General features: G+C 39.4%; 17 protein-coding genes and 1 other annotated feature. Of the genes, 16 read left to right on the forward strand and 1 reads right to left on the reverse strand.

The genetic code is table 11. The features are described from left to right. Positions 1-145 precede the first annotated feature (145 nt). The 13 genes from V7659_RS12915 to V7659_RS12975 all read left to right on the forward strand — a co-directional run bounded on the left by V7659_RS12915 (position 146) and on the right by V7659_RS12975 (position 13,693). Entirely contained in the window at positions 146-1,225 is a 1,080-nt protein-coding gene (locus V7659_RS12915) for an AI-2E family transporter (protein ID WP_335540335.1), read from the forward strand. A gap of 63 nt (positions 1,226-1,288) precedes the next feature. Continuing rightward, positions 1,289-1,516, forward strand: a binding site (T-box leader). A 53-nt stretch (positions 1,517-1,569) separates the two neighbouring features. Then, positions 1,570-4,206 carry an alanine--tRNA ligase gene (gene alaS, locus V7659_RS12920; RefSeq protein ID WP_335540336.1) on the forward strand — a complete coding sequence of 879 codons (2,637 nt, stop codon included), beginning with the start codon at positions 1,570-1,572 and terminating at the stop codon, positions 4,204-4,206. 72 nt (positions 4,207-4,278) lie between these two features. Next, positions 4,279-4,545, forward strand: coding sequence for an IreB family regulatory phosphoprotein (locus V7659_RS12925; RefSeq protein WP_026563485.1), 267 nt, complete (start codon positions 4,279-4,281; stop codon positions 4,543-4,545). A 2-nt stretch (positions 4,546-4,547) separates the two neighbouring features. Continuing rightward, positions 4,548-4,964: a Holliday junction resolvase RuvX gene (gene ruvX / locus V7659_RS12930; protein WP_335540337.1), complete on the forward strand. Its 417-nt coding sequence runs from the start codon at positions 4,548-4,550 to the stop codon at positions 4,962-4,964. A 12-nt stretch (positions 4,965-4,976) separates the two neighbouring features. Continuing rightward, entirely contained in the window at positions 4,977-5,288 is a 312-nt protein-coding gene (locus V7659_RS12935) for a DUF1292 domain-containing protein (protein WP_144547770.1), read from the forward strand. A 168-nt stretch (positions 5,289-5,456) separates the two neighbouring features. After that, positions 5,457-6,581: an endolytic transglycosylase MltG gene (mltG, locus tag V7659_RS12940; RefSeq protein ID WP_335540338.1), complete on the forward strand. Its 1,125-nt coding sequence runs from the start codon at positions 5,457-5,459 to the stop codon at positions 6,579-6,581. A 305-nt stretch (positions 6,582-6,886) separates the two neighbouring features. Then, a complete protein-coding gene (locus V7659_RS12945) occupies positions 6,887-7,537 on the forward strand; it encodes an O-methyltransferase (protein ID WP_335540339.1) in 651 nt (216 codons plus the stop codon). Then, positions 7,534-8,463 carry a peptidase U32 family protein gene (locus tag V7659_RS12950; protein ID WP_335540340.1) on the forward strand — a complete coding sequence of 310 codons (930 nt, stop codon included), beginning with the start codon at positions 7,534-7,536 and terminating at the stop codon, positions 8,461-8,463. The genes V7659_RS12945 and V7659_RS12950 overlap by 4 nt, the downstream gene beginning before the upstream one ends. A gap of 14 nt (positions 8,464-8,477) precedes the next feature. Further along, on the forward strand, positions 8,478-9,749 hold the full coding sequence (locus V7659_RS12955; RefSeq protein ID WP_335540341.1) for a peptidase U32 family protein: 1,272 nt from the start codon (positions 8,478-8,480) through the stop codon (positions 9,747-9,749). Position 9,750: 1 nt separating this feature from the next. Then, positions 9,751-10,386 carry a uridine kinase gene (gene udk / locus V7659_RS12960; RefSeq protein ID WP_335540342.1) on the forward strand — a complete coding sequence of 212 codons (636 nt, stop codon included), beginning with the start codon at positions 9,751-9,753 and terminating at the stop codon, positions 10,384-10,386. A gap of 162 nt (positions 10,387-10,548) precedes the next feature. Then, on the forward strand, positions 10,549-11,025 hold the full coding sequence (greA, locus tag V7659_RS12965; RefSeq protein WP_026563493.1) for a transcription elongation factor GreA: 477 nt from the start codon (positions 10,549-10,551) through the stop codon (positions 11,023-11,025). A gap of 88 nt (positions 11,026-11,113) precedes the next feature. Beyond that, positions 11,114-12,874, forward strand: coding sequence for a peptidoglycan D,D-transpeptidase FtsI family protein (locus tag V7659_RS12970; RefSeq protein WP_335540343.1), 1,761 nt, complete (start codon positions 11,114-11,116; stop codon positions 12,872-12,874). Positions 12,875-12,991: 117 nt separating this feature from the next. Continuing rightward, positions 12,992-13,693 carry a YrrS family protein gene (locus V7659_RS12975; protein WP_335540344.1) on the forward strand — a complete coding sequence of 234 codons (702 nt, stop codon included), beginning with the start codon at positions 12,992-12,994 and terminating at the stop codon, positions 13,691-13,693. 43 nt (positions 13,694-13,736) lie between these two features. Here V7659_RS12975 and V7659_RS12980 read toward each other — a convergent pair whose 3' ends face one another. After that, positions 13,737-13,940: a DUF2536 family protein gene (locus tag V7659_RS12980; RefSeq protein WP_283875211.1), complete on the reverse strand. Its 204-nt coding sequence runs from the start codon at positions 13,938-13,940 to the stop codon at positions 13,737-13,739. A gap of 324 nt (positions 13,941-14,264) precedes the next feature. Here V7659_RS12980 and mtnN point away from each other — a divergent pair, with 324 nt between their 5' ends. The 3 genes from mtnN to V7659_RS12995 are packed head-to-tail and all read left to right on the forward strand — an operon-like array spanning position 14,265 to position 17,035. Further along, positions 14,265-14,960 carry a 5'-methylthioadenosine/S-adenosylhomocysteine nucleosidase gene (mtnN, locus tag V7659_RS12985; protein ID WP_335540345.1) on the forward strand — a complete coding sequence of 232 codons (696 nt, stop codon included), beginning with the start codon at positions 14,265-14,267 and terminating at the stop codon, positions 14,958-14,960. A gap of 13 nt (positions 14,961-14,973) precedes the next feature. After that, positions 14,974-15,897, forward strand: coding sequence for a PLP-dependent cysteine synthase family protein (locus tag V7659_RS12990; protein ID WP_335540346.1), 924 nt, complete (start codon positions 14,974-14,976; stop codon positions 15,895-15,897). 1 nt (position 15,898) lies between these two features. Then, positions 15,899-17,035, forward strand: coding sequence for a bifunctional cystathionine gamma-lyase/homocysteine desulfhydrase (locus tag V7659_RS12995; RefSeq protein ID WP_335540347.1), 1,137 nt, complete (start codon positions 15,899-15,901; stop codon positions 17,033-17,035). Positions 17,036-17,129: the final 94 nt, after the last annotated feature.

Below are 17,129 nucleotides of genomic sequence, written 5' to 3' on the forward strand. Positions count from 1 at the left end.
GTCAACATCGAATCGCTACGCTCTCCGTGTTTCCTTTATCTCAGTTGGAGTGCTCCAGTCCATACGCCGCTAAACGGGCGCTTCCGCTTTTCTATGAATAATTCCACCAAGTGTCTCTAACACTAATCTGAAGGAGGCTTGGAACGTGGAAATTCGAATGAAGTGGTATTACCGCATCGGTTTTTTACTCCTTTTATTAATTGCCATTTATGTTTTTCTGAAAATTCGCTTTGTATGGCTGCCAATCCTAAGAGTCGCTGCTATTATTATTCTTCCATTTGCAATTGGAGGATTTATTACCTATTTGCTTCATCCGGTTGTGGAAAAATTACATCAAAAGGGCCTTCACCGAGGACTTGCTATTTTTCTAATTTATATTCTATTTTTTGGCGGACTCGGCATTTGTGTTTATAAAGGGGTTCCCGCGATCATCGACCAAATAAAAGATCTCTCTGAAAGTGCACCAGTATTAGCAGAGCAATATAGAGAATGGATTAATATGCTTCAATCCCACACACGAGAATGGCCAGATGGTCTACAAACTAAGATGGATGAAGGCATTGATGCATTTGAAAAAAAACTGGATTCCTTATTAACGGTCATCGTCAATATATTAATAAAATTTCTTAATTCGGCATTAATTATGATGATCATTCCATTTATTGCCTTTTATATGTTAAAGGATTTTCCATTAATAAAACGGGCACTTTGGTATATAACACCTAAACCATGGCGGAGAAAAGGAACACTATTCCTTAAAGATGTGGATGAGTCCCTTGGAAGCTATATAAGGGGCCAACTCTTGGTGTGTATCATTATAGGCAGTGTCTCTGCCCTTTTGTTCTGGATGTTCCATTTAAAATACCCGTTAATATTAGGTTTAATAGTTGGAATAACAAACGTCATTCCCTATTTTGGACCTATCATCGGGGCAGTTCCAGCCGTAATTATCGCTGCCACATCATCCGTAAAATTGGTATTGATTACATTAGTTATCGTGTTTGGTCTGCAATTTCTAGAAGGAAACATTTTATCCCCTATGATTGTTGGGAAAAGTCTTCATATGCACCCCTTAATTATTATGGTTGCATTGACAGCTGGGGGAGAAATCGGCGGGATTCTGGGACTAATATTGGCCGTCCCGGTCCTTGTTGTGGTCAAAGTGGCCATTATTCACGCGAAAAATCATTTTATCCGAAGGAATGCAAAAGAACCTTCCACTTAAGCGGAAAGATTGATTTGACAAACTTTTTTCGGGTGTCTATAATTCGTGATATAGAATCATTGTAAGAAAATGTTGAAGGATAAAGTATGTTGTAGACCATCTGTATCGCATTTGCGAAGAAGAGAGGAGCTTCCCTAGCTGAAAGAAGCTCTAGATGAAGGACGACAGAAAGCTAATCTGGAGTGCAGCTAATCACTGCCGTAAGCCCGCGTTAAGGGATTTTTGAGAGATGGATATGTTTATTGTATCCATAATCAGGGTGGTACCGCGAGATAAGCTCTCGTCCCTGTTTTTTGGGGATGAGGGCTTTTTTGTATGCTTATTTATAAAAAGGAGGACTACATATGAAGAATTTAACAGGTTCACAAATTCGTTCCATGTTTTTAGAGTTTTTTAGTAAAGAAAAAGGTCACACTATCGAACCAAGTGCATCACTAGTGCCACATGATGATCCATCACTTTTATGGATTAATAGTGGTGTCGCAACCCTTAAGAAATATTTTGATGGACGAGTTGTCCCTGAAAATCCGAGAATTACAAATGCACAGAAATCAATCAGAACCAATGACATTGAGAATGTTGGGAAAACGGCTCGACACCATACATTCTTTGAGATGCTCGGAAACTTTTCCATTGGTGAATACTTTAAGGTGGAAGCGATTGAATGGGCATGGGAGTTCTTAACATCTGAAAAATGGATTGGCTGGGATCCAGAATTGTTATCAGTTACGATCCATCCTGAGGACAATGAGGCGTATGACATCTGGCGTAACACCATTGGTCTGCCTGAAGAACGTATTATTCGTTTGGAAGGGAATTTCTGGGATATTGGTGAAGGTCCAAGCGGCCCGAATACTGAAATCTTTTATGACCGTGGTCCAGAGTATGGAAATGACCCATCAGACCCTGAGCTTTATCCCGGCGGTGAAAATGACCGATATCTTGAAGTCTGGAATCTAGTGTTTTCACAATTTAATCATAATCCTGATGGCACCTATACACCGCTGCCAAAGAAAAATATTGATACCGGGATGGGATTAGAAAGAATGGCTTCAGTGGTTCAAAACGTCCCTACTAACTTCGATACAGATTTATTTATCCCAATTATTCGGGCAACAGAAGAGATTTCTGGTGAAAAATACGGTGAGAACAAAGAAACCGATGTAGCGTTCAAGGTAATTGCTGACCACATTCGTACCGTAGCCTTTGCTGTCGGCGATGGGGCACTCCCATCAAACGAAGGTCGTGGCTATGTGCTCCGCCGTCTGCTGCGCAGAGCCGTTCGGTATGCAAAACAAATTAATATTAATCGTCCATTCATGTATGAACTTGTACCAGTTGTGGGTGAGATTATGGATGATTTTTATCCAGAAGTGAAGGATAAAACAGATTTCATTCAAAAGGTAATCAAAAGTGAAGAAGAACGCTTCCATGAGACCCTTCATGAAGGCTTAGCGATTTTGGCTACTGTCATTAAGAAGGAAAAAGAAAAAGGCAGTGATACCATCACAGGTGCTGATATTTTCCGACTTTACGATACCTATGGATTCCCTGTTGAATTAACAGAGGAATATGCAGAGGAAGAGGGTATGAGGGTAGACCATGCCGGCTTCGAGGTCGAAATGGAGCAGCAGCGTGAACGTGCACGGGCAGCAAGACAAGATGTTGATTCGATGCAGGTACAAGGTGGAGTCCTTCGTGATGTAAAGGTCGAAAGCAAATTTGTTGGCTACGATGAACTCAAAACAAATTCAACTGTGGCGGCAATTATTAAAAATGGTGAACTTGTTGACAGTGCTGCAAGTGGAGAGGAAGTACAATTAATTCTTGATGTGACACCATTCTATGCCGAGAGCGGCGGGCAAATTGCGGACCGTGGGGTGATCGAAGGTGAAGGCAGCAGCGTTGCTGTTAAGGACGTACAAAAAGCACCGAATGGTCAAAACCTTCACCAAGTCATGGTTACAGCTGGAACTTTAAGAACGAATGACAAGGTGAGAGCTGAAGTGGATGCCGAAAATCGTGTCAAGATTATTAAAAACCATACAGCGACACATTTGTTACACCAAGCCTTAAAAGACGTTCTTGGCGAGCATGTTAATCAAGCTGGTTCCCTTGTAGAACCAGATCGTCTCCGCTTTGACTTTTCACATTTCGGTCAAATTAAGCCAGAAGAACTTGAACAGGTTGAACAAATCGTCAATGAAAAGATCTGGAGAAATATCGAACTGGACATCAGTTTAAAACCGATTGCTGAAGCAAAAGCAATGGGAGCGATGGCTCTTTTTGGCGAAAAATATGGTGATATTGTCCGTGTAGTAAGAGTGGGAGATTATAGCCTTGAGCTTTGCGGAGGATGCCATGTGCCAAATACTTCTGTAATTGGATTATTTAAGATTGTTTCTGAGGGTGGAATTGGTGCTGGAACCAGAAGGATTGAAGCAGTAACCGGTGAATCGGCATACAAGTCACTAAATGAACAGGTTGGTTTGTTAAAGGATGCAGCTGAGAAACTTAAAACCAATCCAAAAGATATCGTTAACCGAATTGATAGTTTGATGCTTGAAATCAAACAACTTCAAAGAGAAAACGAATCTCTTGCAACCAAGCTTGGAAATATTGAAGCTGGAAACCTCGTATCAAAAGCAAAAGAAATTGATGGGGTAACCGTATTAACGGCAAATGTTCAAGGTGCAGATATGAACAACCTCAGAAATATGGCGGATGATTTAAAGCAAAAGCTAGGCTCTGTTGTGATTGTTTTGGGAAGTGCACAAGAAGGAAAGGTGAACTTAATTGCGGCGGTAACGAAGGATCTTATTGAAAAAGGTTACCATGCAGGTAAGTTAATCAAAGAAGTTGCTTCACGCTGCGGCGGTGGCGGCGGTGGTCGTCCTGACATGGCTCAAGCTGGCGGCAAAGACCCAGAAAAGCTTGATGCAGCGCTTCAATTCGTAGAGGAATGGGTAAAATCCATTTGATATTAAAATAAAGTAGTGTAAAATAAAAATTACTAGAATAATTTTCCTCAAATAAAAAGCGAGGTGCATGCAATGAGCTCATTTGACAAAACGATGCGATTCAATTTTCCTGAAGAACCATTTGAACATGATATCAATGATGTTCTTAATCAAGTGTATGAAGCTTTGCAGGAAAAAGGCTATAACCCGATCAACCAAATTGTTGGTTATCTATTATCAGGAGATCCTGCCTATATTCCACGTCATCGTGATGCCCGCAATATAATTCGCAAGCTTGAACGTGATGAAATTATTGAGGAATTAGTAAAATCCTATCTTAAACAGCAGCGAGAGGGTTAATAATGCGCGTATTGGGTTTAGATGTAGGCACGAAGACAGTCGGTGTTGCGTTAAGCGATGAATTTGGCTGGACTGCCCAGGGCCTCACCACTCTCAAAATCAATGAAGAAAGAAATGAGTTTGGTTTTGAGGAAATTGGTCAATTAATAAAAGAGTATCAAGTAGAGAAGGTTGTCATCGGTCTGCCTAAAAATATGAACGGGACCATCGGACCACGTGCAGAAGCGAGTATGCAATATGCCACTGAAATTGAAAAGCAATTTGCAGTTCAAACCATTCTTTGGGACGAGCGTCTTACAACAATGGCAGCGGAGCGCGTGTTACTTGAAGCCGACGTAAGTCGAAAAAAACGGAAGAAAGTTATCGATAAGATGGCAGCGGTAATGATCCTGCAAGGCTATCTAGATAGTAAAAATTAATGAGGTGAAGAAATGGTAAACGAACACGATCACGAACATGAAGAAGAACAATATATTACCTTAGTAGACGAAAATGGTAATGAACAATTACATGAGGTACTTTTTACTTTTGATTCTGATGAATTCGAAAAATCCTATGTATTCTTTTATCCAGTAGGATCTTTTGATGATGATGAAGAGGATGTCGACATTCATGTTTATGCCTACATTCCAACAGAAGACGGCGGATATGGTCCGTTAATGCAAATTGAAACGGATGAAGAATGGGACATGGTTGAAGAAGTTTTCAATACCTTCAACGAAGACCAAGAAGACGAAGAATAGAAAAGAGAAAAACCGGCCATTTCACATGGCCGGTTTTTTTTATGGAGGACGTTTTAAAATCCGACAAGTTTATTGTTAAATTGACATTTTTCTTACTATATGCTGAAATAATTAAGATGGTCTATTTTTTAGTGCGCCGTTCTATGAGTCAAAGGAAAGGGGAGTCAAATGACAACAGACAAAAAAGAAGTTATTCGTAAAAAAATGTTAGAACATCAAAAAGAAGCAAAAGTTGTCAGAAAGATAGTTTTGATTATTTCCATTTTATTGCTATTATTTATACTCTTAATTAGTGGTGGAGGATATTTGTACATAGAATCAGCACTTAAACCTATTGACGCAGGTAGTAAAAAGTTTAAACAGGTTGATATTCCGTTGGGTTCATCAGTAACTGGTATTGGTGAAACATTAGAATCAAATGGCATTATAAAGAGTGCTAAAGTGTTCAAATATTATGTGAAGTTAAAAAATGAAGGCGGGTTTATGGCTGGCGAATATCAACTAAGTCCGTCTATGGATGTCCCTGAAATCGTCAATCGCCTTAAGACGGGAAAAGTACTGGCACAAGCCAGCTTCAAAATTACGATACCTGAAGGAAAACAACTAAAAGAAATTGCTGCGATAATGGCGAAAGCTACTAAACAGAAGGAAACTGATGTTTTTAATAAATTGAACGATCAGGAATTTATTAAAACATTGATGGCAAAATATCCTGATATCTTAACAGAAGAGATCTTAAATTCTTCAGTGAAATATCCTCTTGAGGGGTATTTATACCCTGCAACCTATCCGTTTTACAAAAATAACCCGTCAGTAGAGGAAATGGTTGCTGCCATGCTTACGAAAACGCGGACAGTATTATCTGATTATGCGGAACAAAGTAAGAAGAAAAAGCTTTCTGTTCATCAACTTTTGACAATGGCCTCCTTAGTCGAAGAGGAAGCAACCGAAAAGGCAGACCGCAAGACAATTGCAAGTGTTTTTTATAATCGTATAAAAAAGGGTATGATGCTCCAAACAGATCCAACCGTTCTCTATGCACAAGGGAAACACAAGGCAAGGGTATTATATAAGGATCTAGAAGTCGATTCTCCCTATAACACCTATCAGAATACTGGTTTACCTCCTGGTCCAATTGCCAATGCAGGAAAGTCTTCGATTGAAGCATCACTTGATCCTGCGGAAACAGATTATTATTACTTCATAGCAACAGCTGACGGTGATGTTATTTTTACAAAAACACTCGAAGAACATAATATTGAAAAAGCAAAACATATTACTAGTAAAAAATAATGGATGCAACGAGGGAAACGATCGTTTTCCCTCGTTTTTGTATTGATATTTATGACTGATTTATGATAAAATAGTTCAAGTGTTTTAAATAAAGGATCCATAGCGTAACTCACAGTAAAGGTCTCCTAAGCAGCAACTGCTTGGAACGCATGATGGCGGATATTTACCGTTAAATGCTTAAGATTACTGTGAACGCTATTTTTTCATGTCTAAAGAGCATTATGGATAGAGATAATAAAAGTATTTTACTTAGAGAATTGCTACCCATTGTGCAATTCTTATTTAAGGATAGAGGTGAGGGCAGCTTGTTAAATGAAAAGCTGCATTCTTATATAGATGGTCTTATTTCAGAACGAAATCCGTTATTAACCGAAATGGAAAACTATGCAAGTGTTCATAATGTTCCTATTATGGAACTCTCGGGTATAGAAACCATGCTTCAATTATTACGAATACACCGTTCGGAAAGAATCCTTGAGGTAGGCACAGCTATCGGTTATTCTGCCTTACGAATGGCTGATGCGCTGCCAAAAGCCCATATAGTTACAATCGAACGTGATGTGGAACGGCTGCAATTGGCAGAAGAATTTATAAAACGTTCGGAACATCGTAATCAAATTACTTTGATCAAAGGTGATGCACTAGAAGTTGAGGATGCTGTGAAAGAACATGCCTCATTTGACGCCATTTTTATTGATGCAGCGAAAGGTCAATATAAAAAGTTCTTCGAGATGTACTCTAAATATTTAAGTGATGATGGAATGATCATTACTGACAATGTTTTATTTAAAGGACTGGTCGCTGAACCAGAAATTGAAACAAAAAGAATCCGTAATCTTGTCAAAAAAATTGATGAATTTAACCACTGGTTAATGAACCATCCCGGTTATCATTCGGTCATTCTACCCGTAGGGGATGGGGTTGCGATAAGTAAAAAAAGAGGTGAGAGTAAATGAAAAAACCGGAATTACTTGTAACTCCGTTAACAGTTGATGATATCTTGCCATTAATTGAAGCAGGTGCAGATGCGTTTGTGATTGGTGAACAACGATATGGACTGCGGCTGGCTGGTGAATTTACCCGTGAAGATGTTCTAAAAGCAATTGAACTTGCTCATTCAAAAGATAAAAAAGTCTATGTGGCCATGAATGCGATTTTTCATAATGAAAAGATTGATGAATTAAATGATTACATTAAATTTGTGTCAGATGCAAAGGCTGATGCGATTATTTTCGGTGATCCGGCCGTTTTAATGACCGTCAGAGAGGTTGCTCCTGACATGAAACTTCATTGGAGTACGGAAACCACTGGTACAAACTGGTTTACTTGCAACTATTGGGGAACTAAAGGTGCGAAAAGAGCTGTCCTTGCAAGAGAAATAAATATGGACGCCATTGTGGAAACAAAAGAAAATGCGGAAGTGGAAATCGAAGTCCAAGTTCATGGGATGAGTTGCATGTTCCAATCGAAACGCTCCTTGCTGGGAAATTATTATGAGTACCAAGGGAAGGTATTGGAAGTCGAAAACCGCAAAATGGAAAAGAATATGTTTCTTCATGATAAAGAGCGTGAAAATAAATATCCCATTTTTGAAGACGAAAATGGAACACATATTATGAGTCCAAATGATATTTGTATCATTGATGAACTGCAAGAGATGTTAGAAGCGGGTGTAGACTCGTTTAAAATAGATGGAATCTTAAAAAGCTCTGAATATATTCTTGCAGTAACAAAGGCTTACCGTGAAGCAATTGATTTGTTTAGTGAAGATCCGGACGCATATGAAGATAAAAAGGACGAGCTATTAGCTGCAATTGAAGAAATTCAGCCAGAAAATCGTTCATTAGATACAGGATTCTTTTTCAAAGAGACAGTTTATTAAGGAGGGGTTCAACTATGAATACAGTTAAAGATAAAATTTCTGAAATTATCGATGGAAAACGTGTCATTGTTAAGAAGCCGGAACTCCTTGCTCCAGCTGGAAATCTTGAAAAATTAAAAATTGCTGTCCATTATGGTGCTGATGCCGTGTTTATCGGCGGTCAAGAGTATGGACTTCGTTCAAATGCAGACAACTTTACCTTCGAAGAAATGAAAGAGGGTGTAGAGTTTGCTAAGAACTACGGAGCAAAGATCTATGTAACCACAAACATTTTTGCTCATAATGAAAATTTGGATGGATTAGAAGAATATATCTTAGGCTTGAAGGAAACTGGGATTGCGGGAATTATTGTCGCAGACCCGTTAATTATTGAAACTTGCCGTCGTCTTGCGCCGGAAATTGAAATCCATATTAGTACACAACAATCACTTTCTAACTGGAAGGCGGCCCAATTTTGGAAAGAGGCCGGGGCAGAGCGAGTCGTTTTAGCACGTGAGGTAAGTGCTGACGAAATTAAAGAAATGAAAGAAAAGGTTGATATTGAAATTGAAACCTTTATTCATGGTGCAATGTGTATTGCTTATTCTGGCCGATGTACATTGAGCAACCATATGACTGCAAGAGATTCGAATCGTGGTGGCTGCTGTCAATCATGCCGATGGGATTATGATCTTTACCAACTGGAAGGAAGTAATACAGAAGTGGCTCTCTATGAAGAGGGGGACGCTCCGTTTGCAATGAGCCCGAAAGATCTTAACTTAATTCAAGCAATCCCGCAAATGATTGAACTTGGAATCGATAGTTTAAAAATTGAAGGCCGAATGAAATCTATTCACTATATTGCAACAGTCGTTAGTGTATATCGTAAAGTAATCGATGCCTATTGCGCTGATCCTGAGAATTTCGTCATACAGAAGGAATGGTTAACAGAGCTCGACAAGTGTGCCAATCGGGAAACAGCACCAGCATTTTTTGAAGGTGTTCCTGGGTATAAAGAGCAAATGTTTGGTAATCATAGCAAGAAGACAAATTTTGAATTTGTAGGTCTGGTTTTAGACTATAATCCAGAAACACAAATTGTTACGCTTCAGCAGCGCAACCATTTTAAACCAGGTGAAGAAGTGGAATTTTTTGGACCTGAAATTCAAAACTTTACACATGTTATTGATAAAATATGGGATGAAAAAGGTAATGAATTGGATGCAGCAAGACATCCGCTTCAAATTGTACAATTTAAATTGAACAAACCGGTCTACCCTAACAACATGATGCGAAAGGAGAACTAGCATGATGCGCAAACCGGTTGTTATTGGTGTAACCGGCGGCTCCGGCTCCGGAAAAACCAGTGTGACAAAATCCATTTATGAAACGTTGAAAGATCATTCCATTTTAGTGCTAGAACAGGATTATTATTATAAGGATCAGAGTAATTTACCATTTGAAGAGCGTTTGAAAACAAATTATGATCACCCGCTTGCCTTTGATAATGACTTACTGATTGAACATATCGAAAAACTTTTACGATATGAAATTATCGAAAAACCTGTTTATGACTATTCAATTCATACACGTTCGGAAAAGGTCATCCCCGTCGAACCAAAAGATGTTATCATTTTAGAGGGGATCTTAGTCCTTGAAGACGAACGGCTCCGAAATTTAATGGACATTAAATTGTACGTAGATACGGATGCAGATTTACGTATTATCCGCCGTTTGACTCGTGATATTAGTGAGCGTGGAAGGACCTTTGATTCCGTTATTGAGCAATATTTAAATGTTGTTCGCCCGATGCATAATCAATTTATTGAACCTACCAAGCGATATGCAGATATTATTATCCCTGAAGGCGGCCATAACCATGTGGCGATTGATTTAATGGTCACAAAAATTCAAACAATTCTTGAACAAAAGTCATTTTTATGAAACAATAGCAAGGAATAGTCTAAATATAAAATTTCAGACTGAAAAAATATTTTCTGTCGCGCGCCCTTTTAAAAGAGGACGCGCTACTATCTATTATGCTGATAGGCATAGACTTACATAAAGTACATACACAATTCTTAAGGACTAGAAGGAGTGAGGGTTTTGGCTACAGAAAAAGTATTTCCGATGACACAAGCAGGTAAAGAAAAACTGATTCAAGAACTTGAATATTTAAAAGCTGTAAAACGTAAAGAAGTGGTGGAGAGAATTAAAATTGCGAGAAGTTTTGGTGATTTATCAGAAAACTCTGAGTATGATTCTGCGAAAGAAGAACAGGCGTTTGTTGAAGGCCGAATTACTACATTAGAAAATATGATTCGTAATGCCAAGATTATTGCAGAGGCTGCCATGGCAAGCGACTCTGTAACATTAGGTAGTTCTGTTACATTTGTTGAGCTTCCAGATGGCGATGAAGAAACGTATTCGATTGTGGGTAGCGCTGAGGCTGATCCATTTGAAGGGAAAATCTCAAATGATTCCCCAATTGCCAAAAGCCTTTTAGGTAAAAAAGTTGGCGATCAAGTATCAGTTCAAACTCCTGGCGGAGAAATGAGCGTCCGAATCGTTAGCATTAAATAATCGTAATTATAACTATTTTTGGTCTATCATATGAATATTTGATTGAAATAAGAAAACCTCGTCAAAACTTTTGACGAGGTGTTTTTTTATGTGGCGAAAACGAGCAATTGGATGGCTTATTATTTCTATAATCGGTTTGCTTTTACTTTTAGCACGTTTAATGCAAATTCAGTTAATTGAGACGGAGAGTTTTTCGAAACATAATGTAAATTTACTAGAAGAAAGTGTAAAACAACGAACACAGGAACTAGTTATTGATAATGGCAGAGGGAATTTTTTAGACCGAAATGGTACCATGCTTACGCATAAAAAAGTGTCCGTTCTAGTCCTTTTCCCATTTTTAAAAAAAATGGATTGGGATGCTGAAAGGGTATCAGACATCTCTGGTATACCTATGGAGGTTCTTAAAATGGCTGTAGAAGGAGCGAAAAAACCTTTTGCTTATGGTGACCCTGAACCAGTAGAACTTACGACTTCACAAAGGGATAGAATCAATTCATTGAAAATTCCAGGAGTATTTGCGATTGAGAAAAAGTTTGAGCGATCGGAAGTACCGGCAGAACAACTGATTGGGCTTACAGGGGAAAATGCAGCCGAATTACAAAAGCGTTACCCGGATAAAGAACTAGCGGAGAAAACATTGATTGGTGTATCCGGGCTGGAAGAAAGCTTTGATGAATTCCTTCTTCCAGAAGGAAAGTCTAAGCTGGTTTATCATGTCGATGGAGGAGGGGCACCCCTGTTTGGAATTAATGTGAAATATGTCGATCCTGCCAATCCGTTTTATCCTGTTAATGTTCGTACAACCTTGGATAAGGATCTACAGCAAAAAGCGGAGAATCTAGTAGACCGATATCAAATTAAAAAAGGGGGCCTGGTGCTCCTTAATATTGAGGATAATAGCATCCTTTCCCTTGTATCAAGGCCAACCATCAATAAAAATGACCCCTACAATGGTGCAGGAATGACAAATATGATGCTAAAACAACAGATCATGGGTTCAGTTTTCAAAACGGTTGTTGCAGCGGCGGCAATTGATCATAATCTTGATAATGCGCAGCGAATGTTTGATTGTAGTAAAAAAATCAATGGTAAACCAGAGCTAAGATATAATTACGGAATGTTGGATTTTACCACTAGTTTTGCGAGAAGCTGTAATCGGACGTTCGGAGAATTAGCAAAGGAATTGCAAAATATAAATCCACACCTTTTAGAAGATTATGCAGAAAAACTGTCACTTACAGGTTCTGTTGGCTGGCATGGTGATATTTTTCATACAAATGATTTTAAGCAAATGGCTGATGAAGACAGAGGAAGAGTGTTTCTATCGGATGATGCAAGAAAGGATGCAAATATCGCTGCCATGTCTGGCATTGGACAGCATGAGGTACGGGCAACTCCTCTAGCTGTCGCTAATATGATGGCAACAATCGCAAGAGGTGGAGAAAAGGAAATGGTAAGAACCGTCTCAAAAATTGAGTATAAGAACGGGACGACAATGGCTGATTTCCCTAAGAAAAACCTAAAAGGTGAGAACATCTCCCCTTATACCGCAATGAAACTTCAGAGATTACTGCGTGAAGTTGTAGTAAACCCAAACGGAACGGGAAGATGGTTTAAGGACTTGCCCTACGAGGTCGCAGGGAAATCCGGGACGGCAGAGACTGGAAAATTCCAAGCGGGGATGCAGCTGCATAATAAATGGTTTGCAGGTTATTTCCCTTACGAACATCCAAAATATGTCCTTGTTACTGTGAATTTAGATGTGCTCGATTCGGAGGGCGGCGTAAATATGTTATTTGCTGAGATGGTAAAAATGCTGTATCAAAAAGATCATGGAATGCAATAGGAAATGGTTTTTCCTTCAAGTTCTCTTAAAATCATGTTAGAATATTGAGAGTCTATATATGTCTGGCTCCAGTTTTTGAAAGGGAGCTTCTGTATTTTTATTTAGGAGGGAATAATATTGACTAATGACATTAATTCTAAATCACGTTCAGGTTACCGTGCAAAAAGAAAAAAGACAAATATCGTCTTAAATAGTTTAATCGTCGTTGTGCTCTTACTCATAATTTTTGTCGCATACAATATTTTTGCAACAGGCAATGATAATGCTTCACCAAAAAAGGAAACGACTAAAACAGAACAAAAAGAAACGGTACAAAAGGATACGGAGCAAACAGAGGCAGAAGATGTCACATCAACTGAGGACGACAGTGTTACTGATCCTGCGGCTGAAGAAGACGAACTAAGTGAAGAGACTTCAACAACGGATGATTCTGCTGCTACAGAAGATGCGTCAGCTTCCGAGGAAGCTGATGAATCACAGGAAGTGGTAACAGAGGATGATGGGAATGGAGTAAGGGAGACTGAAGATCCATCATGGCAGCCTGTTGGTACAACTCAAACAGGCGAGCATATCGCTAATTATGATAAATCTTCCGCGGACTGGCAAGAAATGTTGAATGCCATTTCCTATGCCACTGGCTTAGACCAATCCAACATGACAGTATATTGGCTTGGAAGAGATAAATCTACCACAAATGGCTCGTTTAGCACAGTCGCTTCAAAAGATAATAAGCAGAAGTACAATGTCTACCTTCAGTGGGTGGATGGCCAAGGTTGGAAACCTACCAAGGTAGAAGATCTATCTGGGAATGGCCAGTAAAAATAGATAGTAAAAAACCTCTTAAAATATCCGAGAGGTTTTTTTATTTCTTTTTAAAATGGACAACGGCAGTAAAATATGTTTGACCATTTTCACTAACATGCATTTGGTGGGAAACGGAATGAACAGAAAGTAAAATTGCCCGATTTTCGTCAATTTGAGATTCAATCTTTTTTTGTAAGGTTTTTAAATTATTTGCCTCAAAAAATTCCACTTTATCCTCAATAAGTTCAAATTGAAAATTCATAAGATCACCTTCCTACTGTTTGTATTTTAACTTTTTCCACGAATTCGCACAACGAAATTGTGAAGAACCTGGTAAATATAATTAGTTGGGAACAGGTTTTTCACTAACCCATATTATACTTATAGGATTGGTGTTAAGTTTCAATCGCGGGAAAAATAGGAGAAGTACTTGCTGTTTTATTAGCATGCTTTTTTCAAAAACGGTAGAATAGTGTTTGCGGATACGATGAATGAATCCGAGGAAGATTATAAGCAGAAACGTTACGGCCTTTAAACAAAGCATAGAGCTATAAAAGGCGTAAAAAAATGAGAAAGAGGTCCAAGTATGAAAATCGCAATTATCGGAGCAATGGAAGAAGAAGTTACCTTACTTAGAGACAATATCGGCAATCAAACACAAGAAACCGTCGCAGGATGTGAGTTTACTTTTGGACAAATGCATGGGGCAGATGTCATCTTGCTTCGCTCTGGCATTGGAAAAGTAAATGCAGCTATGTCTACAACTATCCTGCTAGAAAAATATAAGCCTGATTGCATCATTAACACAGGTTCTGCAGGTGGATTTAACCCATCACTTAATGTTGGAGATGCGGTTATTTCGACAGAGGTCCGACACCATGATGTCGATGTAACGGCATTTGGATATGAATATGGTCAAGTACCACAGCTGCCTGCTGCATTTTTGGCTGATGAAAAATTAATTACAGTCGCTGAAACTGCAGCACAAGAGCTTGATAATTTCCAAATCGTTAAGGGCTTAATTGTCACTGGTGACTCATTTATGGAAGACCCCGTCCGAGTTGATTTTGTCCGTTCTAAATTTAATGACTTGCAAGCTGTTGAAATGGAAGCGGCTGCGATTGCGCAAGTGGCCCATCGATTTGGTGTTCCTTTCGTAATTATTCGCTCGCTTTCAGATATTGCTGGAAAAGAATCCGAACTTTCGTTTGATCAATTTATTGATAAAGCGGCGACCAATTCTGCAACTCTTGTAATGAAAATGGTGGCAGCTTTACGATAGTAGAGGTGAAAACATGAAGGTTTACAAAAATGTTCATGAACTTATCGGGCATACACCGATTGTTGAAATTTCACAATTTCCTTTGCCTGAAGGAGTTCGTATTTTTGCAAAGCTAGAATTTATGAATCCAGGCGGCAGTGTAAAAGACCGCCTCGGTATCGAGCTATTACAGGAAGCATTTACTTCTGGAAAATTGCAGACCGGTGGAACCGTGATTGAACCAACGGCCGGAAATACCGGAATTGGCTTAGCGCTTGCGGCTATTAACAAGGGAATACAGGTGATACTATGTGTTCCTGAAAAGTTTAGCATGGAGAAGCAAGACTTAATGAAAGCGCTAGGGGCTAAAATTGTTCATACCCCAACTGAGCAAGGGATGAAAGGGGCAATTGCCAAGGCTGAGCAGCTTCTGAAGGAAATACCTTGTTCGTATTGTCCGCAGCAATTTGGTAACCCTGCGAACCCTGAAACCTATTATAAAACTCTTGGACCGGAACTTTGGGATCAAATGGACGGTCAAATTGATATCTTTGTTGCGGGAGCAGGCACTGGCGGAACATTTATGGGAACGTCACGGTACTTAAAAGATCAAAACAAAGCCGTTAAAACGGTCATTGTTGAACCAGAGGGATCGATCCTAAACGGCGGAGAATCAGGTCCTCATAAAACCGAAGGGATTGGAATGGAATTTTTGCCTGGCTATATGGATCCAGATTACTTTGATGCGATTCATACGGTTCCGGATCAAGCCTCTTTTGCCTTGGTAAAGGAATTAGCTATGAAAGAAGGCTTACTGGTGGGCAGTTCTTCAGGTGCAGCCTTTCATGCTGCATTGAAAGAGGCGGAGGCGGCGGAGCCTGGCACAAATATTGTGGTTATCTTCCCTGACGGTAGTGAACGTTATTTAAGTAAGAAAATTTTCGAAGGAGGTATTTAGATTGAAAAGGAAAACACAATTGATTCATGGCGGAATAAGTAATGACCCTGCAACTGGGGCGGTTACCTTTCCCATTTATCAAGTGAGTACGTATAAGCAAGAAGGTGTGGGTGGACATAAGGGTTATGAATATTCTCGTACCGGAAATCCAACAAGATTTGCTCTTGAGGAATTAATAAAGGAACTTGAAGGAGGCAAGGCAGGATTTGCTTTTGGCTCTGGGATGGCGGCCATGACAGCAGTAATGATGCTGTTTAACAGTGGTGATCATGTCATTTTAACAGATGATGTTTATGGCGGCTCTTTTCGTGTTATGACTAAAGTCTTGAATCGATTAGGAATTGACTCTACGTTTGTTGATACAAGTAAAGCCGAAAATATTTTAAGTGCAATTAAACCAAATACGAGAGCGATCCATTTGGAGACACCTACCAACCCGCTTTTGAAGATTACTGATATTGAGGCAGTAGCGAAGCTTGCTAAAGAACATAATCTGTTAACCATCGTCGATAATACATTTTCGACACCATATTGGCAAAATCCAATCGAACTTGGTGCAGATATTGTTGTGCATAGTGCCACCAAGTACCTTGGCGGGCACAGCGATGTTGTAGCAGGTTTAGCAGTTGTTAACAGTGAAAAGCTCGCGGAAGATCTCCATTTTGTGCAAAATTCAACAGGAGGAATCTTAGGTCCGCAAGATTCCTATTTGTTAATTCGGGGGATTCGTACTTTAGGGGTTCGCTTGGAAGAGATGGAAGCCAATACAAAAGCTATTGTAGAATTTCTACAAGGACACGGGAATGTGAAAAAAGTTTATTACCCTGGACTTGAATCACATCCAAATCATCAAATCGCTAAAAAGCAAACAAGAGGTTTTGGTGGGATGGTTTCATTTGATGTTGGAAGTGCCGAGAACGCTGACAAATTACTTAGTAAGGTGAAATACTTTACATTAGCAGAAAGCCTTGGAGCGGTAGAAAGCTTGATTTCAGTACCAGCAAGAATGACCCATGCATCAATTCCTGCAGAACGCAGAGCAGAACTGGGTATCACAGATGGCCTCGTAAGAATCTCCGTGGGCTTAGAAGACGCAGAAGACCTCATTGAGGACTTAGACAATGCATTAAAATCGTAAAACCATAAAACCATAAAACCATTGGGTGTCAGGCACCATGTGAAATTTTCACATTGTGCCTGACACCCTTTTTTATGAATCCAGCTCCAGCGCC

The sequence above is a fragment of the Neobacillus drentensis genome (assembly GCF_036966985.1).
GTDB classification, from domain to species: Bacteria; Bacillota; Bacilli; order Bacillales; family Cytobacillaceae; genus Neobacillus; species Neobacillus drentensis_E.

Bases quoted from the DNA above. Each gene is read 5' to 3' on its own strand.
- alaS (WP_335540336.1), top strand. From the start codon at position 1,570: ATGAAGAATTTAACAGGTTCACAAATTCGTTCCATGTTTTTAGAGTTT.
- V7659_RS12925 (WP_026563485.1), top strand. From the start codon at position 4,279: ATGAGCTCATTTGACAAAACGATGCGATTCAATTTTCCTGAAGAACCA.
- ruvX (WP_335540337.1), top strand. From the start codon at position 4,548: ATGCGCGTATTGGGTTTAGATGTAGGCACGAAGACAGTCGGTGTTGCG.
- V7659_RS12935 (WP_144547770.1), top strand. From the start codon at position 4,977: ATGGTAAACGAACACGATCACGAACATGAAGAAGAACAATATATTACC.
- mltG (WP_335540338.1), top strand. From the start codon at position 5,457: ATGACAACAGACAAAAAAGAAGTTATTCGTAAAAAAATGTTAGAACAT.
- V7659_RS12950 (WP_335540340.1), top strand. From the start codon at position 7,534: ATGAAAAAACCGGAATTACTTGTAACTCCGTTAACAGTTGATGATATC.
- V7659_RS12955 (WP_335540341.1), top strand. From the start codon at position 8,478: ATGAATACAGTTAAAGATAAAATTTCTGAAATTATCGATGGAAAACGT.
- udk (WP_335540342.1), top strand. From the start codon at position 9,751: ATGATGCGCAAACCGGTTGTTATTGGTGTAACCGGCGGCTCCGGCTCC.
- V7659_RS12970 (WP_335540343.1), top strand. From the start codon at position 11,114: ATGTGGCGAAAACGAGCAATTGGATGGCTTATTATTTCTATAATCGGT.
- V7659_RS12980 (WP_283875211.1), bottom strand. From the start codon at position 13,940: ATGAATTTTCAATTTGAACTTATTGAGGATAAAGTGGAATTTTTTGAG.
- mtnN (WP_335540345.1), top strand. From the start codon at position 14,265: ATGAAAATCGCAATTATCGGAGCAATGGAAGAAGAAGTTACCTTACTT.
- V7659_RS12990 (WP_335540346.1), top strand. From the start codon at position 14,974: ATGAAGGTTTACAAAAATGTTCATGAACTTATCGGGCATACACCGATT.